Annotated in this window: 29 protein-coding genes; 16 read left to right on the top strand and 13 right to left on the bottom strand. The window is 34.9% G+C overall.

The genetic code is table 11. The annotated features are described in order from the left end of the window. The coding region (locus tag DLK05_RS14460; RefSeq protein WP_148114110.1) for a carboxypeptidase-like regulatory domain-containing protein at positions 1–229 on the bottom strand (229 nt) is incomplete at its 3' end. A 440-nt stretch (positions 230–669) separates the two neighbouring features. On the opposite strand from DLK05_RS14460, the gene DLK05_RS14455 reads away from it, so the two are divergent. Continuing rightward, on the top strand, positions 670–1,203 hold the full coding sequence (locus DLK05_RS14455; RefSeq protein ID WP_127344721.1) for a gamma carbonic anhydrase family protein: 534 nt from the start codon (positions 670–672) through the stop codon (positions 1,201–1,203). Positions 1,204–1,274: 71 nt separating this feature from the next. Here DLK05_RS14455 and murI read toward each other — a convergent pair whose 3' ends face one another. From murI to DLK05_RS14415, 8 genes are all read right to left on the bottom strand, one after another. Beyond that, positions 1,275–2,102 carry a glutamate racemase gene (murI, locus tag DLK05_RS14450; protein ID WP_127344720.1) on the bottom strand — a complete coding sequence of 276 codons (828 nt, stop codon included), beginning with the start codon at positions 2,100–2,102 and terminating at the stop codon, positions 1,275–1,277. A gap of 276 nt (positions 2,103–2,378) precedes the next feature. Next, entirely contained in the window at positions 2,379–2,894 is a 516-nt protein-coding gene (locus DLK05_RS14445) for an OmpH/Skp family outer membrane protein (protein WP_127344719.1), read from the bottom strand. Between the two features lie 27 nt (positions 2,895–2,921). After that, positions 2,922–3,443: an OmpH/Skp family outer membrane protein gene (locus DLK05_RS14440; RefSeq protein ID WP_127344718.1), complete on the bottom strand. Its 522-nt coding sequence runs from the start codon at positions 3,441–3,443 to the stop codon at positions 2,922–2,924. 95 nt (positions 3,444–3,538) lie between these two features. Continuing rightward, positions 3,539–6,046: an outer membrane protein assembly factor BamA gene (gene bamA / locus DLK05_RS14435; protein ID WP_127344717.1), complete on the bottom strand. Its 2,508-nt coding sequence runs from the start codon at positions 6,044–6,046 to the stop codon at positions 3,539–3,541. A gap of 24 nt (positions 6,047–6,070) precedes the next feature. Next, positions 6,071–6,817 carry an undecaprenyl pyrophosphate synthase gene (uppS, locus tag DLK05_RS14430; RefSeq protein WP_127344716.1) on the bottom strand — a complete coding sequence of 249 codons (747 nt, stop codon included), beginning with the start codon at positions 6,815–6,817 and terminating at the stop codon, positions 6,071–6,073. 4 nt (positions 6,818–6,821) lie between these two features. Further along, positions 6,822–7,487, bottom strand: coding sequence for a type IX secretion system protein PorG (gene porG, locus DLK05_RS14425; protein ID WP_127344715.1), 666 nt, complete (start codon positions 7,485–7,487; stop codon positions 6,822–6,824). 212 nt (positions 7,488–7,699) lie between these two features. Then, the gene (locus tag DLK05_RS14420; RefSeq protein WP_127344714.1) at positions 7,700–8,584 is read right to left on the bottom strand and encodes an NAD kinase; all 885 of its coding nucleotides are present in this window, start codon (positions 8,582–8,584) and stop codon (positions 7,700–7,702) included. A gap of 236 nt (positions 8,585–8,820) precedes the next feature. Then, positions 8,821–9,486 carry a CBS domain-containing protein gene (locus DLK05_RS14415; protein ID WP_127344713.1) on the bottom strand — a complete coding sequence of 222 codons (666 nt, stop codon included), beginning with the start codon at positions 9,484–9,486 and terminating at the stop codon, positions 8,821–8,823. A 112-nt stretch (positions 9,487–9,598) separates the two neighbouring features. Here DLK05_RS14415 and DLK05_RS14410 point away from each other — a divergent pair, with 112 nt between their 5' ends. After that, positions 9,599–10,312 (top strand): pyridoxine 5'-phosphate synthase, encoded by a 714-nt coding sequence (locus tag DLK05_RS14410; protein ID WP_127344712.1) that lies wholly within the window; start codon positions 9,599–9,601, stop codon positions 10,310–10,312. A gap of 184 nt (positions 10,313–10,496) precedes the next feature. After that, positions 10,497–11,306, top strand: a complete 810-nt coding sequence (locus tag DLK05_RS14405; protein WP_127344711.1) for an alpha/beta fold hydrolase — start codon at positions 10,497–10,499, stop codon at positions 11,304–11,306. Positions 11,307–11,438: 132 nt separating this feature from the next. Here DLK05_RS14405 and DLK05_RS14400 read toward each other — a convergent pair whose 3' ends face one another. From DLK05_RS14400 to udk, 3 genes are all read right to left on the bottom strand, one after another. After that, complete coding sequence (locus tag DLK05_RS14400) at positions 11,439–12,551, bottom strand: hypothetical protein (RefSeq protein ID WP_127344710.1); 1,113 nt, start codon at positions 12,549–12,551, stop codon at positions 11,439–11,441. A gap of 73 nt (positions 12,552–12,624) precedes the next feature. Further along, entirely contained in the window at positions 12,625–13,347 is a 723-nt protein-coding gene (locus DLK05_RS14395; RefSeq protein ID WP_127344709.1) for a 3'-5' exonuclease, read from the bottom strand. A gap of 91 nt (positions 13,348–13,438) precedes the next feature. Beyond that, positions 13,439–14,056: a uridine kinase gene (gene udk, locus DLK05_RS14390; RefSeq protein ID WP_127344708.1), complete on the bottom strand. Its 618-nt coding sequence runs from the start codon at positions 14,054–14,056 to the stop codon at positions 13,439–13,441. Positions 14,057–14,146: 90 nt separating this feature from the next. Between udk and DLK05_RS14385 the strand changes: the two genes are divergently transcribed. The 11 genes from DLK05_RS14385 (at position 14,147) to DLK05_RS14335 (ending at position 23,733) form a co-directional block, all read left to right on the top strand. Next, complete coding sequence (locus tag DLK05_RS14385; protein WP_127344707.1) at positions 14,147–14,449, top strand: Dabb family protein; 303 nt, start codon at positions 14,147–14,149, stop codon at positions 14,447–14,449. 51 nt (positions 14,450–14,500) lie between these two features. After that, positions 14,501–15,481: a type I phosphomannose isomerase catalytic subunit gene (locus DLK05_RS14380; protein WP_127344706.1), complete on the top strand. Its 981-nt coding sequence runs from the start codon at positions 14,501–14,503 to the stop codon at positions 15,479–15,481. A gap of 153 nt (positions 15,482–15,634) precedes the next feature. Next, the gene (gene yihA, locus DLK05_RS14375) at positions 15,635–16,237 is read left to right on the top strand and encodes a ribosome biogenesis GTP-binding protein YihA/YsxC (RefSeq protein ID WP_127344705.1); all 603 of its coding nucleotides are present in this window, start codon (positions 15,635–15,637) and stop codon (positions 16,235–16,237) included. 190 nt (positions 16,238–16,427) lie between these two features. Next, on the top strand, positions 16,428–17,360 hold the full coding sequence (locus tag DLK05_RS14370) for a ribose-phosphate pyrophosphokinase (RefSeq protein ID WP_127344704.1): 933 nt from the start codon (positions 16,428–16,430) through the stop codon (positions 17,358–17,360). Between the two features lie 116 nt (positions 17,361–17,476). Further along, positions 17,477–18,052: a 50S ribosomal protein L25/general stress protein Ctc gene (locus DLK05_RS14365; RefSeq protein WP_127344703.1), complete on the top strand. Its 576-nt coding sequence runs from the start codon at positions 17,477–17,479 to the stop codon at positions 18,050–18,052. A gap of 138 nt (positions 18,053–18,190) precedes the next feature. Further along, positions 18,191–18,832 (top strand): aminoacyl-tRNA hydrolase, encoded by a 642-nt coding sequence (gene pth / locus DLK05_RS14360; protein ID WP_235832013.1) that lies wholly within the window; start codon positions 18,191–18,193, stop codon positions 18,830–18,832. A gap of 21 nt (positions 18,833–18,853) precedes the next feature. After that, entirely contained in the window at positions 18,854–19,228 is a 375-nt protein-coding gene (locus tag DLK05_RS14355) for an RNA-binding S4 domain-containing protein (RefSeq protein ID WP_127344702.1), read from the top strand. Positions 19,229–19,308: 80 nt separating this feature from the next. Next, on the top strand, positions 19,309–19,848 hold the full coding sequence (locus tag DLK05_RS14350) for a DUF4924 family protein (protein ID WP_127344701.1): 540 nt from the start codon (positions 19,309–19,311) through the stop codon (positions 19,846–19,848). Between the two features lie 31 nt (positions 19,849–19,879). Continuing rightward, positions 19,880–20,746: a DMT family transporter gene (locus tag DLK05_RS14345; RefSeq protein ID WP_127344700.1), complete on the top strand. Its 867-nt coding sequence runs from the start codon at positions 19,880–19,882 to the stop codon at positions 20,744–20,746. Between the two features lie 340 nt (positions 20,747–21,086). Then, complete coding sequence (lnt, locus tag DLK05_RS14340; protein WP_127344699.1) at positions 21,087–22,634, top strand: apolipoprotein N-acyltransferase; 1,548 nt, start codon at positions 21,087–21,089, stop codon at positions 22,632–22,634. A 55-nt stretch (positions 22,635–22,689) separates the two neighbouring features. After that, positions 22,690–23,733 carry a hypothetical protein gene (locus DLK05_RS14335; RefSeq protein WP_127344698.1) on the top strand — a complete coding sequence of 348 codons (1,044 nt, stop codon included), beginning with the start codon at positions 22,690–22,692 and terminating at the stop codon, positions 23,731–23,733. 102 nt (positions 23,734–23,835) lie between these two features. On the opposite strand, the gene DLK05_RS14330 is transcribed toward DLK05_RS14335, so the two are convergent. After that, the gene (locus tag DLK05_RS14330; RefSeq protein WP_209319896.1) at positions 23,836–24,597 is read right to left on the bottom strand and encodes a Mut7-C RNAse domain-containing protein; all 762 of its coding nucleotides are present in this window, start codon (positions 24,595–24,597) and stop codon (positions 23,836–23,838) included. Between the two features lie 352 nt (positions 24,598–24,949). On the opposite strand from DLK05_RS14330, the gene DLK05_RS14325 reads away from it, so the two are divergent. Both DLK05_RS14325 and DLK05_RS14320 read left to right on the top strand, forming a co-directional pair. Further along, positions 24,950–25,522 carry a hypothetical protein gene (locus DLK05_RS14325; protein ID WP_127344696.1) on the top strand — a complete coding sequence of 191 codons (573 nt, stop codon included), beginning with the start codon at positions 24,950–24,952 and terminating at the stop codon, positions 25,520–25,522. Positions 25,523–25,568: 46 nt separating this feature from the next. Further along, positions 25,569–25,970, top strand: coding sequence for a nucleoside 2-deoxyribosyltransferase (locus DLK05_RS14320; protein WP_127344695.1), 402 nt, complete (start codon positions 25,569–25,571; stop codon positions 25,968–25,970). Position 25,971 lies beyond the last annotated feature (1 nt).

Genomic DNA, 25,971 nt, shown 5'->3' with positions numbered 1-25,971 from the left:
CAAAAGAAAAAACCAAAGTTTTTTCACCTTCTGGAACATTTAAGGAATAATTACCATCGAAGTCGGTTGTGGTACCGATGGTTGTACCTTTTACAATTACTGAAACTCCCGGGATAGACAGCCCATCATCGGCTGAAGTAACCACCCCTGAGATTTCTCGACCTTGAGCTAGTACGCTCTGTAATCCTATAAAAAACAGGATTAACATCGAAAACAAACTTTTTTTCATAAACTTTTAGTTAGTGGTTAATTAACATTAATACACACATATATATAAAGTCTATTGCATTAACCTAGTTAAAACAATAGCAACATTATGCACCCTTTAGAATTTATCTGATAAGATCTTAGTACCCCTACTTATTTCCTATCAAAAAGTACAGATATAATATACCCCTATTTTATCTGCGGTATCAAAAGTGTGAAAAAAACTTAAATATTCAAACATTTATTTTTCGCAAACCTTTTAATTTCACATCAAAACATTAGTGGGAAATTACAATTTGCAGCAAAACAACCATTATTACTTTCAAATACAAAGGAAGCTATACTACTCATTTTCAATTTCATTCCCGTTAACGTTTGCGTAACTTTCCTACAACATCTTATCATTATAATGCTTAAATCTTTTTTTAGTTATCTTTGTATTTATAATCAAACTAAATAAGAATGGCTTATATAAGAGATCTAAATGGGAAGTCACCTATCTATGGCAACAACTGCTTTTTTGCTGATAATGCAGCTATTATAGGTGATGTTGAAATGGGTAATGACTGCAGCATCTGGTTTGGTGCTGTACTAAGAGGAGATGTGCACTATATAAAACTTGGGAATAATGTGAATATCCAGGATAACGCAACAATTCATGCTACTTATAAAAAATCACCTACCAATATTGGAAACAATGTATCTATCGCTCACAATGCAGTTGTACATGGATGTACAATCAAAGATAATGTCCTAATTGGAATGGGCGCTGTTGTATTGGATGATGCTGTAATAGAAAGTAATTCCATAGTTGCTGCAGGCTCCGTAATCACCAAAGGAACTCATGTGGAATCAGGAAGTGTTTATGCAGGTGCTCCAGCAAAAAAAATTAAGGAAATCAGCCCTGAACTGTTGGAGGGCGAAATTAATCGAATTGCTAATAGTTATGCGATGTATGCAAGTTGGTATCAGGAAGATGAAAAAATCAGCAAATAGGCAAAACCATTAAATTGCATTTCCTCTCTAATAATATTCTTCTGGAAATTATTTAGAGAGGATTCTTTTTGTCAATAACTTAAATGCTTTGCTTTTAAATTTGTTTGCAAGAACCTACTGGCTTTTTCTTCAAAACTATCCACAAATTCCGTGGTGAAAAACTGGCGCTCTCCATTCTTTGAGCAAATGGTTTCCATTTCCGGATGCCGATTTAAATAATCGTGCAAGCTTTTTGCAACAATTTCACCCTGTGAGATCAATCGAACTCCCTTTGGAAGATGTTTTTGAATCTCCTTTTCAAGCAAAGGATAATGTGTACAAGCTAAAATTACCGTATCTATCTTTGTATCTTTGGATAGCAAACTCTCTATATTTTCCTGAATAAAATAAGCTCCACCCTTTGTCTGAAATTTGTTGTTTTCGACTAATGGAACCCACATTGGACAAGCTTCCTGCACAACTTTTATTTGAGGATACAATTTATTAATTTCTAAAGGATAGGAATTGGATCTTACCGTACCTACAGTACCAAGTATTCCAACATGATTTGACTGTGATAAATTAATAATTTGTTCCACACTTGGTCGAATAACACCTAATACTCTTTTAGTAGAACTAATATTTGGCAAATCGTTTTGTTGAATACTTCGTAAAGCTTTAGCAGACGCAGTATTACAAGCCAGTATTATTAACTCGCACCCCATAGCAAACAACTGTTTTACTGCTGCTAATGTATAATCATAGACTACATCATAGGAACGCGTTCCATACGGACTCCTTGCATTATCTCCTAAATAGATAAAATCATATTCCGGTAATTCCTTCAGAAACTGATTTAAAATAGTTAATCCTCCATAACCTGAGTCAAATACTCCTATTGGATGCTTTTTTATTTCCATATGATTTTTAAATATGAATTATAACATTTTAGCTAAGAAATAATACTTATCTCATGAAAGGATAAAATTACATTAGAAATTTTCCATGGAAAACATTTTCATACAAAAATGACTTTCATTTTCACGTATCACCCAAAATTGAAATCGACAGAAAAACTATTCCAACTCCTAATTTAGTCAATATCAAGTCAACTCTGGCAGTTTTCCTTATTAAAATAAACGCATAAAAAAAGATGGTATAAAATATACCATCTTTTCATTATATTGTATTAGAAATTATTGGATTCCTAACTTTGCTTTCACCAATGCCATTACATCTTGACTATCTGCTGAGTTGAAAAGAATCACTCCAGTACTGATGTCAAAAATATAAGTGAATCCATTCTCTGCACCAACATCTTTAATTGCTTTAGAAGCTTTATTGAAAATTGGTTTTAACAATTCGTTTTGAGTCTTTTGAAGTTCTTGTTGTGCAAAACCATCAAATGTTTGCATACGATTTGTCAAATCCTGAATTTCTTTCTCTTTATCCGCTCTAACAGCTTCAGATAATGATTCTCTATCTTTCACATAAGCATTAACGAGTGTTTGATATTCAGCTTTCATATCTTTAATTTGCTTATCGTACTCAGCAGCTTTGGCCTGAATTTGTTTTTGGGCTTCGGCTTTTTCAGGCATGATAGATAGCAATTTATTGGAATCGATATGTCCAAATTTTAGTGTTTGAGCAAAAGTATTTACTCCACTAAATAAAAATAATGCTATTAAAGTTACTTTTAAAATTCGTTTCATAGTATCAGTCAGTTTTTATTTTAAATTTTAATTAGTTCTAATACCTAGTTTATACAGCACTTTATCACTCAAATCAAATTTTGAGTTACTGTAGATAATTGTAGGTCCATTAGCACGATCAATAATCATACCATAACTTCCGGACTTTGCAATTTCCCTTATTGCATCATATATATCATCCTGAATTGGCTTCATCAATTCCTGACGCTTCTTATAAAGCTCTCCATTGTGTCCGAAATATTTATTTTGGAGTTTTTGAGCTAAAACCTCTTTATTGTGAATTTCCCGTTCTCGCTTTTGTCGCATATCCGAAGATAAAAATACTTCATCTGCTCTAAACTTAACATGCAACTCTTTTATTTCCAAGCTAACAGTTTCAATCTCTGCTTGCCACTTTTCAGATATCTTATCTAATTGTGCCTGAGCAGTTTTATAATTAGGCATTTTATTCAAAATATATTCTGTATCCACAAACCCATATCTCTGTTGAGCATGAAGGTTTACCAAACCACATAAAAATATACCAATCAATAAAAATACTCTTTTCATACACGTATGAATTTCAAAATTTTATCCTTGAATAAATTAAAAGACTAAAATAATAGAAATTAAAATAGCTCCCAAGACCCAATACTTAAAATATGTTAAAATTGTTGACCGATAACAAAGTGGAACTGACCTCCATTTTGCCCAGGAAGATTTGCCTGATCAAATCCATATCCCCAATCTATCCCTAACAAACCAAACATAGGTAAGAATATACGAATACCCATTCCTGCTGATCGCTTTAAATTAAATGGTTGATATTCATCAAAATCATACCAAGAATTACCCGCTTCAGCAAATGCCAACGCATAAATTGTTGCAGACTGACTTAGGGACAATGGATAGCGAATCTCAGCAGTGAACTTAGAATATATATTTCCTCCTTTACGGCGGCCATCTGAAAAAATAGGGGTTAATGATCCGTTTTCATAACCTCTTAATCCAATATTGTCACTACCATACATACTATAACCCGACATACCATCACCACCAACTTCAAATCCCTCGAAAGGAGAGCGTTTATTTGGATCATAGAATCCAAGATATCCGAATTCTGTTCCTGTATAAAGAACTAGCTTATCATTACTTGGCAAGATAGAATTATACATTTTGCCTTTGAAAACCCATTTATGATACTCAATCCATTTGTATCTCTCTGCATCGCTTGCTCTGGAGTAATCTAAATTCTCAAACAAAGAATACGGTGGAGTTAACTTCAAACTTAAAGAGAAAGAAGATCCTCTACGTGTGTACAATGGATTGTCAATCGAACTTCTGGATAAGGTAGTAGTGAAACTAAAATTATTTGAAGTTCCATTCGCAATTAAATAATATTGCCAATTGTGTAATCTAAAGTTTTGGTAACTGACTTCATTATACAATGAGAAATAATCATCTGGCCATTTCAATCTGCGAGCTAATCCAACACTTGCACCAAAAATCTTTTGATTCTGATCATTGCTGGAACCTCTTGTTGCATAATAATTATAGCTACGGCTAAACCCAGTTTGTTGAGAATAATAGATAGAAGTACTTAATGAAGTTGGCTTCTTTCCACCCAACCAAGGTTCTACAAATGACATACTATAGGAATTATAGTAAGATCCATTTGTTTGAGCACGAATACTTAAGGTTTGACCATCTCCGGTAGGAAGCGGACTCCATGCTTTTTTGTTAAATATATTCCGTATAGAGAAATTGGAAAACTTCAAACCTACAGTACCAATAATCATACCTGCACCCCAACCACCTGAGAGTTCAATCTGGTCGTTTGCTTTTTCTTCCAATTCATAGGTTATATCAACAGTTCCACTCTCCGGATGCGGAGTTATATCAGGATTAATTGTTTCAGGATCAAAGTGTCCTAACTGAGCTAATTCCCGAACACTACGTATGATGTCAGATTTGCTAAACAATTCGCCAGGATAAGTGTACAATTCTCTTCGAGCAACATGTTCGTGAGTTTTCGTATTCCCAACAATTTTTATTCGATCAATTTTTGCTTGCTTTCCTTCTACAATACGCATTTCCAAATTAATAGAATCCTGCCCCATAACAGTTTCTACCGGATTGATATTAAAAAACAAATATCCGTTATCCAAATACAAATTACTCACAGCATCATCATCACTACTTAATCGTTTATCCAGATAAGTTTGGTTGTAAATATCTCCTTTTTGAATCTTCAATACTCTATCGAGGAAGTATGCTGTATATACTGTATTACCTACCCAGCTTATATTATTAATGAAGTATTGTTTTCCTTCCTTCACTTTTAGGTAAAGGTTTACTCTGTCTTCGGATACCTGTTCCACACTGTCAGAGAGAACAATTGCATCACGATATCCCTTTTCATTATATTTATCAATTAAGGCAATTTTATCCTCGTCCCATTTATTTTCGATATATTTTGAAGATTTGAAGAAATTCCTAAATCTTTTCTCTTTCGTATCCTTAATTGCCTTTTTTACTTTTTTATCCGTGAAGGCCGTATTTCCTTCAACAAAAATATTCTTGACCTTAATTTTATTGTTTCGATTCATGTTAATATCCAGAATAACGCTATTCTCTTCAGATGGATCATCCCTCTGCAACACATTAACATTAATATTATAGTAACCTTTTTCCTTAAAGTAGTTCTTAACGATTGTTTCGGTATTGGCAACCATAAAATCAGTAACCTGAACTCCTTTCATTAATTTTAATCGCTCTTTTAACTTACTGGTCTCGCTCTTAGAAGTTCCATTATAATTAACACTTGAGAGTCTTGGTCGTTCCTGAAGATAAATATTCAAGTATATCTTCTTACCTATCAATTTTGTAGCAGAAATCTGAATATCCGAGAACAAACCTTGTTTGTATAATTTTTGTATTGCTTTGGTCACCTTTTCACCAGGAACTTCAATATTAGAACCTGCGCGTAAGCCTGATATTTGAACCAAAACATTGCTCTCTAAATGTTTTACTCCTGTAACGGAGACACCACCTAGTTCGTATTTCACAGGAGTAGCATAATAAAGCTTCGGATTATAAATAGTATCGGATTCCTGTGCCAATGCACTGATACTTAAAAATAGAGTAAATATGAAAGTTAATCTTTTAATCATTACTTAGATTATAATGGTTATTGCCTAATTATCTTTAATTTGTTCGCTCGTCTTACCAAATCTCCGTTCCCGGTTCTGATAATCCACAAGCGCCTTATACAACTCCTCTTTGTTAAAATCGGGCCAAAAAAGCTCGGTAAAATACAATTCGGAATATGCTATTTGCCATAAAAGAAAATTACTGATTCTATATTCGCCACTAGTACGAATCAATAATTCAGGATCAGGTATTTCTGATGTTGTTAAATTATTCGAGAATATATCTTCATTTATATCCTCCATTCTTATTTCACCCTTTTTTACCTGACCAGCTATTTTTTTTACTGCATGAAGTATTTCCCATCGGGAACTATAACTTAATGCCAATACCAAAGTCAATCCCGTGTTTCCAGAAGTATTGCATATGGTGCCATTTAGCTTTTCGGTTACTTCGGCAGGTAAACTGTCCAAATCCCCGATTGCCTTTAGGCGTACATTGTTTTTCATCAGGGTAGGAGTTTCATTTTCGATAGCCTCCACCAATAAGGACATTAAACCTAAAACTTCATCCTGTGGACGATTCCAGTTTTCGGTTGAAAATGCATATAGAGTAAGATAGGATATCCCCAATTCAGCAGCTCCCTCTACCGTTTGCCGAACTGCTTCTACGCCATTCTGATGACCAATAATGCGATGTTCTCCCCGCATTTTTGCCCACCGACCATTTCCATCCATAATTATAGCAAGATGTCTTGGTAGCTTTTCTTTTATTATCTTATCCTTGAATAACATATAATTATTTTACAAAGCGATCGTAAGAATGACATTCCTCATTATCGGGGAACAGTTTATAACTAATCATGATTCCTAAAAAGGATGCCCAATCGTTATTGTGCATTAAATTGCTTTCTTTAAAATTATTCGGATCATCAAGATGATCCAGATCATCGGTAAAAGTTTTTCGAAAACTCCATTCCAATGCTGCTGTCCACCTACCCTTAATATTGGTTTTAAAACCAACACCCATAGGTATAGTAAACGAAGAACTTGTGCTACTTGGAGCAATATATCCAATACCTGAGGTTACGTAAGGTACTACCCTTCTAGTCTTCGATTTTTGAGGAGCCCTAAATGGCTGAAAATTAAATTCTACTTGTAAAGACAGATCTACTAAATCCGTATTAAAGGAGGCTCCTCTGGCTTGTTGATAAGAATTCTTAAAATCCAAATCGTTTCCACTTAAGCCTGAGAATAACATACTTGCTCTTAATGAGTATCTTGAATTAAAATTGTATCGATATATTCCCCCTAATGCAACTGAACTTGAATATAATTGTTTTTGAGGATTGATATCTCCCATATAATAAGCAGCACCACCAAAGATTCCTAATTCAGCTTTGGTTTGCGAAAATGCTGAACTGCTTAATACAAACAACAGTATTCCCAAAATCAGTTTATACATGAAAACAAGTTTGTATTTCTCTTCTTTCAAATGAATTTAAAATTCATGTTCAAATCTCTGTAACCGTTGATTTGATTAGGATACACTAGCCCTAAATTGATTCACAAGCTACAAAAGTAACATATAATCTTAAAAAACCTTGATCGAGAGAAAAAATAAAACGACACGCTCGTTAAATTTTGTTAAAATAAAAAACCGTACAAATTAGATTGTTAATTACGCTTATCAACTCCCCACATCAGCTTATTCCTCAACGTTCCATAAAAACTATGTGTTTTTAGTTTTAAGACTCTTATTTGGAAATCGGATCGTCGGATTTTAAGTTCAACCGACGATTCAAAATTAGCAGATCTTGAATCAAGCGATGCCAAATAGGAATCACAACGTCCTTCTACTCTAAGGGTAATCTCGTGGTAATTGGGAACTACTATTGGTCGTACCGTTAAGTTGTGAGGTGATATGGGGGAAATAATAAAATTCTGTGTATTGGGAATAAGAATTGGACCACCAACACTAAGAGAATAGGCAGTAGATCCTGTTGGCGTAGCGATAATCAAACCATCTGCCCAATAGGAATTCAGATATTCATTATTTAAATAAGTATGAATCGTAATCATCGATGCTGAATCCTTCTTGTGCACTGTAAACTCATTTAGTGCATAATTAAATTCATCAAACAATCCATTTTGAGAAGTAATCAGTTCCAATAAATTACGGTCTTCAATGATAAACTTCTCATCGAATATATCATGCAAGGCTTGTGGTATCTCATCCTGAGCAATATCCGCCATAAAACCAAGCCGACCACAATTGATTCCGACTAAAGGAATACCTGAATCACGAACGATGGTTGCTGCGTCCAAAAAAGTACCATCTCCACCAATGCTGAAAAAATAAGCAACCTCTTTATCCAAATCATGGTAGCCTGAAAAATTCACATCTACTGGCGGTTTAAAGTTAACCTCCCGAATCAAAAAGTCGTAAAAAGGCTCATAAATATGTACTTCCACATTATTTCTGGCAAACACCTCAAACATCATTTTAAAGCTATCGGTAAAGTTTTCATTAAATGATTTACCAAACAGAGCTATCTTCATAGTTTTGAATATTAGAATCAAGATTTAAATTGTTCTATAAAATTCAATCAGACGTGATTAGTCAAACTGGTATCAGGAATATATTTAGAAAATATTATTCAATTAAAATAGTTTTCCTCCACAAATAGATTATATATTCATCTCCCGTCAATCAAATATCCACGTAGGTTCAGCACAAAGATAAAGGAATCTGCCATGATGCAAGAATCAACACCCAAAAGAAAAAGTCATTGATTTTAAATATTCAGAAATCGCATAAAGGAATTATATCTATCCTCCAGCATATCCTTCATATCATCCTCCTTTACGTAAGTTGATGTGATCGTATAATCATAACGAAGAAAAGTCTGAATTATTGAGGTGAGGTTGGTTCGATTTATTTTCAGGGTAAGCTCAATTTTTCTAGAATTAGTAGAAGATTTTACATACAGACTAAGAATTTTAGCATCGTTACCTTCCACAATTCGTGAAATTTCGCTTAAGGAATAATCTACAGAATTTAGCTCCAGAACTATAATTCCACCGGGTTCGCGAACTGAAAATATTCTTTCTATATATTGCATTAAATCATTTAAAGTTATAAGTCCCAAATAAGTTTTTTCATCTTCCAAAACCGGAATTACTGTCAATTTTAAACGAGAAATAATTTCAATCACATCGTAAATGTGATAATTAGCCATTACATAAGGGCTGAATAAAGATAACTTCTGTTTCCCTATTGCTTCCTCCGCTTTATTCAAATCGTAAATATCATTATCAGAAATAAGTCCAAGAAATTCATCTCCCTTAACAATTGGGAGATGAGAAACCCTAAAAATCTCCATCCAATTCAAGGCCTGGAGACCCGTATCAGTTTCCCGCAACACTGGAACAACATCAGAAATTAAATCTTTTGCAATCATACGTAACTATTTTCACGGAATTACTCTTAATTTTGTCTTGGGTAATAGCAATTACTAATCTAATTTTGTTTTGTCCTATTACCTGCAACTCTATTCATTAAGATTTTATAAAATGACCAGATTAAGTGTAAATATAAACAAAATTGCAACACTAAGAAACGCCAGAGGAGGGAATACTCCTAATGTTTGCGAAGCTGCAATCAACTGTGAAAGATTTGGAGCAGAAGGAATTACTGTTCATCCCCGCCCCGATGAAAGACATATTCGATATCAGGATGTACGTGATTTAAAACCCTTAGTTACTACTGAGTTTAATATTGAAGGTTATCCCAATCGTGAATTTATAAATTTAGTGCTTGAAGTTATTCCGGATCAAGTTACTCTTGTGCCCGATCCACCAGAAGCATTAACATCCAATGCTGGTTGGGATACAGTGGAAAACAAAGATTTCCTGATCAACATCATCAAAGAATTTCATGATGCGGGAATAAGAACATCGATTTTTGTAGATACCAATCTGACAAATATTGAGGGAGCTATTGCCACTGGAACCGATAGAATAGAGCTATACACAGAACCATATGCTACTAATTATCCGAAAGATAAAGAAGCCGCAATAAGTGCATTCGTAAGTGCAGCAAAAAGAGCTGGAGAATTGGGCTTAGCTATCAATGCCGGACATGATTTAAGTCTTGAAAATCTGAATTATTTCTATCAAAACATTACAAATTTAGCGGAAGTTTCTATTGGTCATGCACTGATTTCTGATGCTTTATATTTCGGATTGGAAAATACCATTCAAATGTATCGCCGATGCTTGAAATAATTTCAAAAACAGGAATTGAGAATGCTAATTCATAGTTTAAACCTATTTCATAAAAACACAAACAAGGATGCTAATATGGCATCCTTTTGCATTTATATCTTGTCTCAAATGCATACAAAATTGTAATTTTCAGGATTCCAAATATCTGTATTATCTTTATTATTTGAATTAAATTCTGATATCAATGAAACTCAACTATAGAAAATTGGGAGAAGGTCATCCCCTTATTATCGTACACGGATTATACGGTTCATCGGACAATTGGCTTAGTGTTGCTAAAGAATTGGCTCCACACTTTGAGATTTTCCTTATCGATCAGCGAAACCATGGAAATTCACCTCATTCCAATTCTCATACTTACAAGGATTTGAAAGAGGATTTAAAGGAGTTTATGGATGATCATCAAATTGAAAAGGCTATACTAATGGGACATTCAATGGGTGGAAAAACAGTAATATTTTTTGCCGCAGATTATCCCGAAAGAGTGAGTAGTCTGCTGGTAGTAGATATTGCACCTAAAAACTATAGTAAAATCTCTGATTACGCTCCACAAACTATCGATCATCAATGTATTGTTAGTGCAATGCTGAATTTCGATTTGTCAAAATACAAGACCAGAACCGAAATCAATAACAAACTATCCGAAAATATCAGTAGCGAAAGAGTTCGCCAGTTCCTCTTAAAGAATTTAAAACGCAACGAACAGAAAGACTTTATCTGGAAATTAAATATTCAAACTATTAGCGACTTTCTACCTCAAATTATGGATGGGATAGATGGCAATCGCTTTGCCAACGGAAAAGAAATTACTGGTTTTCCGATTTTATTTATAAAAGGAGAAAGATCAAATTACATTACCGATAACGACCATAATTTGATTCGAACTATTTTCCCATATGCCGAAATTACGACCATACCAAATTCGGGACATTGGGTACATGCCGAACAGCCAAAATTACTAGTGAAAACGGTGGAATATTTTGTGCTTGATTGATGAAGCTGCTCAATATAGTAAAATACGGATTTCTAAACCAGAGAATACACTAAATAGTAAGCTACAAAAAACCAAATCCCAAAATCGTAACAGACTTCGGGATTTTATAATTTACTTCTCTATTTCCTAATCTCACCACTGACCAGCTTTAAAAACAAAGCGTGTCATTGCCTGGATGTTCATTTCTTTATTAGAACTATTATTGGCATCGATTCCATCCTCATATTTGAATCCGGTAATTTTCACGTAATAGTCTTCACCAACAGGTAATTCATTTAATAAATTCAACTCATTTGCTACTGAATTATCAATTGCCAAAGTTTTATCTTCTCCAGCAGTTGCAGGCTGTCTGGTGCTTCTGAATTTTGGCAGGTATTCATTCGCATTCTTATCGAGAATCTCTACATAATAGTAAATATCAGCCTCATCAACGGCTTTCCAATTAACGGTAAGCTTTACACTTCCACTGGCATGCGTTGCTGTAATCGAAAAATTATCTAAAGCGTCGATGTCACTTTCATACAATTGATCTTCCAACTTGTAATTCTCACCACCCTCTGTTTTCAAATAGAATTTCACTTTCTGTCCGCCAGTAAATTGATTGAAATAATCTGTTCTATCTTTTTCTGGTAACAGATATATTTTTTGCCCCTGATAGTTCTGAAAATCCTCTAATTGAATAGAGGTATTTGCATCTGGTAAAACTTTTACCTGCGAAAGTTTTTCACCGTAAACTGCATACTCCATTCTGTAAGCCGATTCATACGCGTTATTTACCAACCTTACCTCATTTACCACATAAGCATCAGCAGAAACGTCATTCAAATCATTGATATTGGTAAAAAATTCACGAGTTCCTGTATTGCTATTCAATTTGAGATAATTACTTGTTGATTTCGATTGTACAAACCATTCTTGCCTATTCGTTGCAGAAATAGATTCATCCTCAATAACCAATTCATTATCACTCAAGCTCCAAGAGCCTACTACCTCATCCCTTCTACCACTAAAATCCTGTTTTTTAAGTACTCCTCCACCTTCAAAACGATATACGATCAGTGCATCGTCGCGATTATAATCCGGCGACAAATACGGATTTGCATACCAATACTTATTGGCTAAATCGGTGGATTTAAAGGCAAACACTTCTTCACTACCACCTCCTCCACTTCCACAGGAGGAAAGAGTTAGACTACTAATGATAACAATGGCAAATAAGAGTTTTTTATACAAGGGATAGTTCATTACTATTTTCTTTTAGTTTTTATTCTTAAAGTAAACACGAAAAAACACAATTTATTGTACAATACCAAAAGCTTTACAACAATATTCTTTCAAAATTTTCAACGCGTATTAGTTCCTCTCCCTGGTATTTTAGAAAAACCTGAGCTGTAGYCAAAATATCCTTTTCACAATAAATGGCAATGCGTTCTATATCGTGCTCTTTCCAGTACACCTCTCCAACCATAGAACCATCAATATCATCTTTTGGTGTTGGAATACCAAAAATCTCGCACAAGAGTGCAAGGGAAGTAAAATGCTTATAATCCCCAAATTTCCACAACTCCATGGTATCCAAAAATTGCACTTCCCATGGTTTTTTCCCTGCTATATCCAAAATATCCGGTAAAATAATTCCATGAATAAGCATCCGACGAGCTATGTAGGGGAAATCAAATTCCTTACCGTTATGAGCACAAAGATTTCGATTTGGTTTGCTACAAAAACGATCAAGCATAGTTGCAAATTCTTCCAGCAAGAGTTTTTCGTCATCGCCATAAAACGACTTTGCCTTAAATTTACGAATGCCTTCCTTCCGGGTGATCATACCTGTTGAAATACAGACAATTTTACCAAACTCAGAATAAATTCCGGCGCGCTGATACACATCTGCAGCATTTTGGTCATCGGATCTAAAGTAACTTGATTTTTTCTCCCATAAATCCTGCAATTTAGGAGATAGTTGATCGTAGGAATTTGTTCCGGATACTGTTTCTATATCTATAAACAACAAACTCTCGGCTTTAATATTATTCAGCATGATTAAGATTTATCATAAACGAAAGTCAAAAGTTATAAAAAAAGGGAATGCCAACAAAACATCCCCCTATAAATTATTTTCATCCCAATGCTTACATTCTAACAATCAGATTTTTCTCAATAAAATGAGTTAAAATATCAATCGCAACTACATTATTTCCACCCTGAGGCACAATAATATCCGCATAACGTTTTGTTGGTTCAATAAATTGCAAGTGCATAGGTTTTACAGTCTTTTCATATCGGTTTAATACCTTTTCCACCGATCTTCCCCGCTCAATAATATCCCTTTTAATCACCCGATTTAAACGATCATCAGCATCACAATCCACAAAAACCTTCAAATCCATTAAATCCCTCAGTTCAGGTTGTGTAAGCGCTAATATTCCTTCTACAATAACTACCTCTTTAGGCTCCACTAGAATAGTCTCCTCCGATCGAAGACAGGTCAGATAGGAATAAATTGGCTGATCTATTGGCTCGCCCTTTTTTAATTTTTTAAGATGCTTTACCAAAAGTTCAAATTCAATAGAATCCGGATGGTCAAAATTAATCTCCTGTCTTTCCTCTAATGGCATGTCTGCATTATCCCTATAATAGGAATCCTGAGGTAAAACTGCCACTTCTCCCTGCGGTAATTTTTCAATGATCTTTCTGACAACTGTAGTTTTCCCGGATCCTGTTCCCCCGGCAATTCCAATAATCAACATGTTGTATGATATTTAGATGTTTGATTCAAAATTGATAAGTTTGCATTAATTTCGGCTGGAAAGTTAGTAATTATTTAAAAAAGAATAGAAATGATCAGGCATATCGCAATGTTTAAATTTAAGGCCTTTGAGTCGGAGAAAGAAAAGAATAATTTTTTTAATAGATTGAAAGAAGCCTTTGATGGTTTAGGGAATAAAATCCCAGAGATTAAAACCATTCAAATTGGATTTGATATACTGCATACCGAAGCTTCATACGACTTCGTTGTAAATGTTGAGGTAGAAAACTTAGAAGCTCTACCCAAGTATGCCAATCATCCGGATCATATTAAAGCTGTTGCGGTAATCAAAGAGATGGCCGTAGATAGAAAAGTTATAGATTACGAATTTTAAGCTAATACCAAAAGCCAATAACATCAATCAAAATAATTAATCGAAAAGAAAATGAGTTTGTATCCATTAAAATTTACACCCATCCTGAAAGATAAAATTTGGGGTGGTAGCAAATTAAAAACGGTATTGAATAAGGATTTTTCCCCTCTACCCAATGCTGGCGAGAGTTGGGAGATTTCTGGTGTAGAAGGAGATATTTCAGAGGTGTGTAATGGAAATCTTGCAGGAAATAATCTGGAAGAATTAATTGAAATATACATGGGTGACCTGGTTGGTGACAAAGTATATGAAAAATTTGGAATGGAGTTCCCCCTCCTCATCAAATTTATAGATGCTAACGATGTTCTTTCTATACAGGTTCATCCAGACGATGCACTTTCTAAAGAAAGACACAATGCATTTGGAAAAACAGAAATGTGGTACGTCATTGAAGCAGATAAAGGTTCTGAACTCATTGTTGGCTTCAATCAGGAAGTAGATAAAGAGACCTATTTAAGAAAACTGGAGGATGGTAAACTGGAAGATATTTTAAACAATGAACCAGTGAAAAAAGGCAGTTGTTTCTTTATCCCCGCAGGTAGAGTTCATGCTATTGGCAAAGGGATTTTACTAGCAGAAATACAACAAACCTCTGATGTTACCTATCGTATTTACGACTGGAACAGAACTGATGATAAAGGGAATTCCCGCGAATTACATACAGAACTTGCAGCGGATGCCATTGATTATCGTTTTGAAAAAAAATATGAAACCGAATACGAATCGGGAATCAATAAAAGTACTGAATTGGTTCATTGTCCGTATTTTACTACCAACTTTCTTGACTTCGATAAAAGCATTAATATGGATATTCTGGAACTAAATTCCTTTATCATTTATATGTGTATGGAAGGTGATTTTCAGATAGAATACGATGGAAAAGAAAAATTAAATGTGAGTAAAGGAGAAACGGTATTGATTCCAGCCTCCTTAGATCATTTCGTTTTACATCCTGATGGAAAAACTCAGGTTCTGGAAGTATTTATCAAGTAAAATTTTAAACAAGTTATAAAACCTCTTTTTGTTTTTTACAGAAAGAGGTTTTTATTTTTACCACGCTAAATTATACTTCCTATCAATAAAATGTGATCGGATTTCGGATAATTTAAGAATCTGTCTACCTTTGCCACCGAAAATACAAATCACATGAATATTACAAGAGCTGAATTTTTGATGTCGAACTCGGATGTTACGAAATGTCCGAAGCCCAATAAACCAGAATATGCGTTTATCGGACGCTCGAATGTTGGGAAATCGTCACTGATTAATATGATTACCGATCACAAAAATTTGGCGAAAATTTCCGGGAAACCGGGAAAAACTCAATTAATCAACCACTTTTTAATCAACTCAGATTGGTATCTGGTTGACTTACCGGGTTATGGCTTTGCCAAAGTAGCCAAATCTACTCGTCAAAGATTTTCGAAATTGATATTTAATTATATCGAGACACGGGAGAACCTTATCAATCTTTTTGTACTTATAGATAGTAGGCATGAACCTCAGTCCAAAGATTCCGAATTTATGGAATGGCTGGGAGTAAATGGTATTCCGTTTACGATCATTTTTACCAAGGCAGATAAACTCACCAAACGAAAATTGAGCGAAAACATCAATACCTATGAGCAGGAAATGCTTAAAAAATGGGAAGAAATGCCGCCCTACTTTATTAGCTCTGCTTCGACAGGACAAGGAAAGGACGAGATATTAAGTTTTATCGAAGAAACTAATAAAACAGTTCAGTTTTAAATAGCATTTCACAGTCAAGGAAGATCTCATCACGATGTCTTCTTTTTTATTTTAAATACAGGTTATTACCTGATAAATAAATTGGTCAAAAATTATTGTTAGAGCAAAATCACTTTGCCTTATATTGCAGCAATAATTTATAAATTTGCAAAGTAAATAGTTATCTGATTTATAAATAAATAATACTATAATGAAAGCCCCAATTAAGATCTTTGCTGGTTCAAATAGCGAGTATTTGGCAGATAAAATTGCAGAAGCTGCAGGATTGCAAGTAGGAGAATCAAGCATTGTTAGATTTAGCGATGGTGAATTTGAAACTTGTTACGAAGAAACCGTACGTGGTGCCCATGTTTTCATCATTCAATCAACTTATCCACCAACAGATAATTTGATGGAGCTATTACTAATGATTGACGCAGCCAAAAGAGCTTCCGCATATAAAGTATGCGCAGTAATCCCTTATTTTGGATTTGCCCGTCAGGATAGAAAAGATCGTCCACGTGTTGCGATAGGAGCAAAATTGGTTGCCAACTTATTAATGGCTGCTGGTGTAGATCGTGTGATGACCATGGATTTACATGCGGATCAAATTCAAGGATTTTTTGATATTCCTGTAGATCATTTATATGGTTCCTCAGTGCTATTGCCTTACATTGAGAGCCTAAAATTAGACAATCTGGTAATTGCTTCTCCTGATATGGGTGGTAGTAAGAGAGCCAATGCTTATGCCAAATATCTTAAATCGGGACTTGCAATATGCCATAAATCAAGAGAAAAAGCCAACGTTGTTGGAGAGATGACTGCTATTGGAGATGTTGACGGTAAGAATGTAGTTATTATCGATGACATGATTGATACTGCCGGCACTATTGCTAAAGCAGCAAATATGCTTAAAGAGAAGGGAGCTAGAACTGTTCGGGCTATTGCATCACATGCGGTTCTTTCGGGACCGGCAATTGAACGAATTGAATCTTCGGCTTTGGAAGAAGTAGTTTTCACCGATTCCATACCTCTAAAGAGTACTTGCCCTAAAATCAAAGAATTATCTATTGCTGATATTTTCGCAAAAACGATTCTTAATGTTTATAATTGCCAATCAATCAGTTCCAATTTTATTTTATAATTCTTATATTTGCGCGGATTTAAGGTAAATACAATTATAAACGTGTGATGGGATGGTAACCGAGCTTTTTTACCGGGCGTTGAAGTTCCTATTGAGTAACACAAAAAATGAAGTAAATGAAAACTTTAGAATTAAAAGGTTCTTTAAGAACTGATTTGGGTAAAAAAGCAACAAAAGCTTTACGTAAACAAGAATTAGTTCCTTGTGAATTGTATGGTGGTGGTGAAAACATTCACTTTGCAGTAGATGAAAAAGTATTGGGCAAATTGCTTTATACTCCAGAAGTATTTATTGTGAAATTCGACATCGACGGAAAACTATTCTCATGTGTTAAAAGAGAAGTTCAATTCCATCCGGTGAACGACAAACCTATTCACGTAGATTTCTTCCAGGTATTTGAAGACAAAGCATTCGAAGTTGAGATTCCTATTAAAGTGGAAGGTTTCGCAAAAGGTGTTCAGTCTGGTGGTAAATTAGCTATTAACTTGAGAAAACTTAAAGTAAAAGCTTTAATGGCTGATCTTCCTGAGAACTTACCAATAAACGTTACTGAGCTTGGTCTAAGTAAAAGTATTCAGGTAAGAGAACTTAATTACAAAAACTTAGAAATCTTAAATGCTAAAAACGCTGTAGTTGTTCAAGTTAAGCTTACCAGAGCTGCTCGTGCTGCTGCAATGGCTTCAGGAGAATAATTCCTTTTTTAGTAAAAAACACAACCTCCCATTCTGTAAAGACTTGGGAGGTTTTTTTAATTCTACTTTTAGGAGAAAGACGGAATCTAATCGCAAACACCTTTTTGTACTTATAAATAATATAACTTTGGGTTTGTTATGATTCGACTATTAAGAAAATTATTAGGGATTTCACAGTCCTCTGATATTATAAAATTGAATGAGATGAAATACCTGATCGTAGGTCTGGGTAATATTGGTGCTGAATATCAAAACACCAGACACAACATAGGATTTAGCATTCTGGATGCACTTGCAGAAAGTGCATCCATTGAATTTAAGGATGCCAGATATGGTGCTATGGCTGAGTATAAGTTTAAAGGAAGAACTTATATTTTAGTAAAGCCAAGCACCTATATGAATCTGAGCGGTAAAGCCGTAAACTATTGGCTGCAAAAAGAAAAAATTCCGGTGGAACATATGATGGTTTTAGTAGATGATCTGGCTTTACCATTTGGAACTTTACGACTTCGTTCGAAAGGTAGTGATGCAGGACACAATGGACTGAAGCACATTAACCAAACATTAGGGCATCAAAATTATGCGCGATTGCGATTTGGAATTGGTGCCGACTTTCAAAAAGGACAGCAGGTAAATTACGTATTGAGCAAGTGGGGTGAAGAAGAAATCAAACTTCTTCCTGATTTGTTCAAGACTTGTATCAACATGATAAAAGGAATGAGCACGATTGGTATACAAAGAACCATGACAGCATACAATACCAAAAAAGCTGCTAAATAAATTTCTGATAAAACAATTGCCATGGATGAAAAAGTACGAATTGACAAATGGCTTTGGGCAGTAAGAATATTCAAAACCCGTAGCCTTGCTTCTGAAGCTTGTAAAAAAGGAAAGGTTAGCATTAATGGTGTTTCGGTAAAACCTTCCCGGGAAGTGAGATTGAATGAAATAATTGATCTTCGCATACCTCCCATTACCAGAAGCTATAAAGTAAAAGCTATTTCCGGAAAACGAATGGGAGCAAAACTAGTTGTTGATTTTATGGAAGACGTTACAGCTCAGGATCAACTTGATCTGCTAAATTCAACCAAGCAATTTGGGTTTGAACAACGTGAGCGAGGTAGCGGACGTCCGACCAAACACGACAGACGCCTAATAGATAAACTAAAACAATAAAATGCGAACAGTCATCAGGGAATCTTTCACTGATAACTGATAACTGATAACTGATAACTGATAACTGATAACTGAAGAATATGATTATTGCACAAGATAAAAAGAAAACAAATTTAGCAGAGTACCTATTGTACATGTGGCAAGTGGAAGACATTATCAGAGCCTACCAATTTAATATTGAGACTTTGGATAAGCAGATTATTCAACAATTTAAACAACCTAAGGAAACGCAACAGGAAATTCGTGATTGGTACGAGAACCTGATCGAAATGATGAAAATTGAGAAAATTGAAGAAAAAGGACATCTTCAGATTTTACAGAATAATGTGAATGAACTTTACGATTTTCATTTATACTTAATCGATAAAAAAAAGGATCAGGCTTATATGGGATTTTTTCAACAAGCAGCTGGTAATATCAATGAATTCCGCAAAAAGGCACATGCTACTGAGGAAAATAATGATATTGAAGTATGCCTTACCGCCCTTTACGGCATTTTGATGTTGAAATTGCAACAAAAAGAAATCTCTAAAGATACCATTGCGGCTGTTACTACTTTTAGTCAATTAATTTCTGACTTAACAGCTAAATACAAGGCTTTCGAAGAAGATAAAGACTAATTTCCAACAATTCTCCCTACGATATTCCAAAATGACATTAAGTAAAAAATACAGCAACTGGGCGCTTCTCCTTTTAGTATCTTTCATTTGGGGAAGCCCTTATATTTTAAGAGAGATAGCCCTGAAAAGTTATTCTCATAATCAGGTTGCAGCAATACAGGTTTTTCTGTCTTTTATTTTATTCCTTCCCTTAATTTTTAAGCATTTCAAGAAACTATCAAAAGAAAATATTCTTCCATTGTTACTTTCGGGAATTACAGGAAATATTGGTCCATCGTACTTCTTTGCCAAGGCGCAAACCCAAATCAATTCATCGGTGGCCGGCATGCTAAATGCCATGTTACCAATGGTAACCTTATTGCTGGCAATTCTATTTTTTAGAGCACAAACCAACAAAAAAATCATTGGTGGTATCCTATTGGGTTTTGCCGGAACCATGGTAATTAGCTTTTCGGGTGATTCATATGGAACTTCCTATTTTTGGGGCGTATTCTATGTATTTATGGCTATTGTTTCAGTGGCTATTAGCATAAATATTGTGAGTTTTGCCTTGCCTAAACTCACCGGAACAGAAATTGCCTCTTTGGCCTTTTTATTTGTAGGTCCCATGGCTGGATGCTTTCTAGCCTTTACAGATTTTAGCACTCCCCTTGCTTCCGAAACATTTTTTCGTAGTTCTGTAATGCTCGGCTTATTAGCACTACTCACTTTTGTAGGAGTTATTTTTTACAATCAACTTATTAAAAAATCATCGCATGTCTTTGCAGCTTCAATTGCCTATCTCATCCCTATTATTGCCATTTTTTGGGGAATTGTAATTGGCGGCGATCATATTTCCATTGCCCAAATCGCATCAATATTCCTTATCCTAATCGGTGTAAATCTTACCCACCGGTAAAGGAATTCTGAAATGTTGGAATTTCAAAAATAGCGTATACAGCTCTCGTGTTTTTATTGCGAAATATTAGCATAAATTGTACAGAATTTGCCTGAGGACGGGTCAATATTGCCAGGGAAGTCAATATATTACAAATGGGAGGGGCAAACCTACCTATGGGAAGGGTAATTCTACCTATGGGAAAGGAAATTGTACCTCGGGGCTACTAAAACCAATACATTCAGGTGACCCTTCCTAAAATAACAATAACTAAAAAATAAGATTTATCTTGCCACAGCAATAATCCTTTGCAAGCTTGAGTGATTACAACGAATAAGTAACGCCAATTAATATAATTTGAATGATACCTAAAGTGAATAAAAACATTCTTCTTGCCATTGCATCCGGAATTTTGTTGGGAATACCTTTCTGCATTCCAGCCCTCTTTTTCCTAATTTTTATTGCATGGATTCCCTTGCTGATATTAGAAGATAAACTTCAGAATCATCCTAATTCTTACCTCCTTTTTAATTATAGCCTTATCTGTTTTCTGATATGGAACGCGATGGCTTATTGGTGGGTGGGGAAAGCTCAGCTATTCGGCGTTATCCTCATTATTATCCTGAATGCCTTAATCCTCTCCCTGGTTTTTTGGTTGATCAGCAAAACCCGTAAGATGCAACAGATTCCTATTCTTTTTCCTTTTCTGATTATCTGGCTGGGTTTTGAATATTTCCATACCCAATGGGAATTGGCTTTTCCTTGGTTGAACTTGGGAAATGCTTTTGCCTCCGCTCCAAAGTGGATGCAATGGTACGAATTTACAGGTACCAGAGGTGGTAGTTTGTGGATTATAATAGTCAATATTGCCTGCTACGCCGCATTTGTAAAATCACATTCAATACGCCTAACCAATATCATTGGTGTTGGCCTTATCATTGCTATTCCCTTAACTTTTTCCAATGTTATCTTTCATCAGCCAGAAAGCAAAATATCAACAAGGAGTTTTGTTCTGATTCAACCCAATCTTGATCCATACACCGAGAAATTTGTACCAGAGCAAGAGGAAAAGCATTTTTCTAATTTTCTGTCCCAAGCAGATTCATTATGCCAGTCATTACAACCGGATTATCTTTTTGGCCCGGAAACCCTGATTTTGGATTATATAAAAGAGAATAAACCCAATAAATCCTCCTACTTTAATCGATTACTGGCATTAAAAAAGAAATATCCTAAAACCAATTTCCTTATTGGTGTACAGAGTGAGGGAAGCTATAATGATAAAAAGGAATCCTATAATTCGGCACTTTTTTTAGCGGATACAATACCTGCCTTCTATCACAAAACCAAGCTAGTGCCTCTATTCGAAAGCATGCCTTTTAATCGATACCTTGGATTCCTGAATGATTATGCGCTTGAAATTGGGGGATATAAAGGCACCTACAGTAGCAGAAATAGCACAGCATCCTTTTATTCCAATGATTCTGTTGCGCTAACTCCTATTGTTTGCTTTGAATCGATATTTGGAGACTATTGTGCCCAACGAGTTCCTGCAAAACCTGGTTTTATATGTATGATCACCAATGATGGTTGGTGGAAAAATACTCCCGGTTACCAATATCATTTCCATTACAGTCAGATTCGTGCCATTGAAAGCCGTCGACAGTATATTCGGATTGCCAATAATGGTATCTCCGCTCTCATTAATGCAAAAGGCAAAATTATATCCCAAACTAAATGGTGGCAACCGGCAATACTTTCGGGGAATGTGAGTTTAGAAAAGAAGGCAACTTTTTATTCTCAGCACGGTGATTTTATTGGTAGAATCTGTCTGTTCTTCGCAATACTTCTCTTAATATTTGTTAAAATACAGACATACACCCAGCAATCATTAAAAAGAACAAACTAAATCGCCTATTTTTAAATCATCTTTTTAAATCATTAAACTTTTTAAACTACAGTATATGAAAAGAATCCTGCTTGCTTTAATGGGAATTTGCTTGTTCATTGGTTCTGCTCATGCCAGCAAATACAAGAAAATTGAGAAGATTTTTCCTGCCGTGAAAAATTTGAAGATAGAATCGAAATATGGGAAAATAAAAATTAAACACTGGGAGAAAAATGAAATTCGCTTCGAGATTCTTATCAGCGTTGATGGCTCAAGCGACACAAAAAATGAAACCATTGCCGACAATATTTCTGTTGATTTTACCAAAGGCGATCACCAATTGGTTGCTCAAACGGTTTTGGGTGACTTCTTCACTTTCAAAAAATTGACGAATTCTCTTTTTAATAAAGGAAAGATAAAAATCAATTATACGGTACAATTACCATCTAGTGTGAATCTGGATATCGTGCAGAGGAATGGATCTGTTTTTATGGATAGTCATGATGGTAATATAAGGCTTGATTTGAGTAACGGGAGTTTTACCGCTCAGGATTTGAGTGGTGAAAACAAATTCAAAGTCGCAGGTTCCAACTTTCAGGTAAATAGCCTGGGTAATTCAGAAATTGATTTTGCCAATGCGCATGTAAGTATTCAGGAGGCAGAAAAGCTATCCGGCGAAAGTCGTGATTCAGAGATTGAAATTCACGCCATCGACAATTTAAATATAAAATCGGCTCGCGATAAATTCAATATAAAGGAGATTGAATATCTATATGGATCATCGAACTTCTCGAAATTTGAAATTGCACAAATGGGTGGGGAGATCGATTTTGAATTGAAATTCGGTCATCTTAATGTTTTCAACATCAACAACCTATTTTCCTTTATTAAGCTTGACTCGAAATACGGAAATATCGGTTTAAGCTTTATGCAAGGCTGCCAAATGGATTACGAAATCAATCACAAATCGGTGAAATTCAATAACTCTACCGATTTCACCTTATCCAATCAGGCGACTGCCGACAAAAAGACCTTTGTTGCAAAAGGTAAAATTGGCTCAAAAAAGGCTATTTCTAATCTGAATATTCGTGCCAACAATTGTAAAATTCGCTTGGAGTAACAGCAAATTAATTATAAGCGCAAAGATCAAATCTATCCGGATTTGGTCTTTTGTGTTATTTGGATTCTTCATTATCTCATTAATACAGATATAATAATTCTCTTACAAACTTCGACGCACATTATTTAAAACTAACTCTCTGATAAAAGCTTCCATTCTCTTAAAATGCGAACCTTTCCAAAACACTTTGTCACAATGCTTACAATAAAAAAACTGATTAAATACCCGAGCCGTTTCCCGATCAATTTTATTTATTATTTCTTCCTTACTAATCTCATATAAACTTGCATTGCAGGTCATACAACGAGTAAAAGATCTGAACTGACTATACAGATCGAATTTCTTGACGACCTCAATTAATTGCTCATGCCGATCAATGGCTCTAACAAAATAAGCATGTGATATTTTTGGGGAACTAAGGAGTAACTTATCACGAGTTAAAATTATTCTTTCCTCCTCGCTAGCAATATCTATTATTTCATCATCGCCAAAGTCGTTACGGTACAAGGTGTCAAAACCTAACATTCGCAAGTATTTTGCCAGCTTACCAAGATGGCAATCCAATATAAACTTTGTTACCCGTAATGCCTTTACTCTAACTTTTGTTTTCGATGAAATATCCATGCTTTCAAAAATCGGATATACGGAGACGCGATCATTTTCTTTTAAGCGATGATTCATCGCTACCGATTCTCCATTGACTAATATCAAATCGATTTCAGAAAATGGAATTCCAAGGGATACCATGGTTTCAGCAATGGTGATTGGTGTTTTAAACGATTCTAAGAATGACTTTTGCCTTCTGTTTTGTGGAAGGAAATCGTTCAATTCTGCATAGAACCGAAAAATAAACGTTTTTTTCATACCACCCTTTCCTTTCATTCTGTCTTGTTATAATTGTGATATTGTATAAGCTGGAATTTAAACTTGGCATTTTATGCTTCTACTGTATATTACAATTAGTGCTTTATTTTGTTTATTCTGAAATTATTGCCTTAGAAATACGCAATAGTAATAAGTGGAATAAATTTACAGATTTAAATATCAGTCCTACTTTCAAGATCTATAAAAATTAAAATAAGACTGAAATAAACAGTACAGGTCTTTTCTTTGTTTGTCAAAGACAATCACAACACAAATATTACCTCTAACGGACTACTAAACCCTCATCCTACTATTTTTTTGCTATCTTCCTCTGAAATTTAAAAAGAAAGATATGAGAAGAATTGGCATTATCCTGATACTGCTTAGTTTGTTGCAGACCTCTGTTTTTGCTCAAAACCAACTAAAAAAGCATTTCGAGAAAGATTTAAGAAACTATACAAGTGCTTTTAACAACAGGCAATGGGATGAGGTAACACAGATGATGTATCCTCCAATTTTTGATATGATGAGCAAGGATAATATGGTGATGGTTTTGGAAGGAATGGATAACATGGGTGTGAAAATGCACACTACCTTTCAGGCTATCGATAAAATATCAAAGGTAGTGGTGTCGGGGAAGGAAAAGTATTGCAAGATCTATTACAATGGCATCATAAAGGTTCGGCTCTCGGGATTAATGTCGCAAGGTAAAATTTTAGTACAACCTCAATTCGAACAAGAATTTGGAAAGAGTAATGTGAAGTATGACGAAGCCAGCAATTCATTTACGATAAATGCGCATCGTTCAATGGTCGCAATTGCCAATAAATCTACTGACAATTGGAAATATATTGATGTGAATTCGCCTCAGGCAAAAGGCTTGCAGCGATTGATACCTGCAAAAGTACGAGCGCAGTTAAACTAAAATTCATCTACTCCAAGTTTCTAAAAGGGCTCAAGAAAACAGAAATATGAAAATATACTTTTCAGGGTCGATACGAGGTGGTCAGCAGGATGTAGAAATATACCACGAAATCATTGAGGAATTAAAGCAATATGGAACTGTGCTTACCGAGCATATTGGTACCAAAATTAAAAAAAATAACATGACCGATCAGGAAATACATGATCGGGATATGAATTGGGTAATTGAATCGGATGTTCTGGTGGCTGAAGTTTCTACTCCATCACTTGGGGTGGGATATGAAATTGGAAGAGCGCTTGATATGAAAAAGCCAATTATTTGCCTCTACAGAAGCATCAATGGAAAAACCACTTCTGCGATGATTCGTGGATGTACAGATCTTCAATGTTTTGAATACGCAACGCTGGAAGAAGCAAAAAAGATTTTAAAAAATCAATTAACTCACTAAT

It is taken from the genome of Ancylomarina longa (assembly GCF_003996985.1).
Taxonomy (GTDB): Bacteria; Bacteroidota; Bacteroidia; order Bacteroidales; family Marinifilaceae; genus Ancylomarina_A; species Ancylomarina_A longa.
This window is presented reverse-complemented; position numbering and strand designations above follow the sequence as displayed.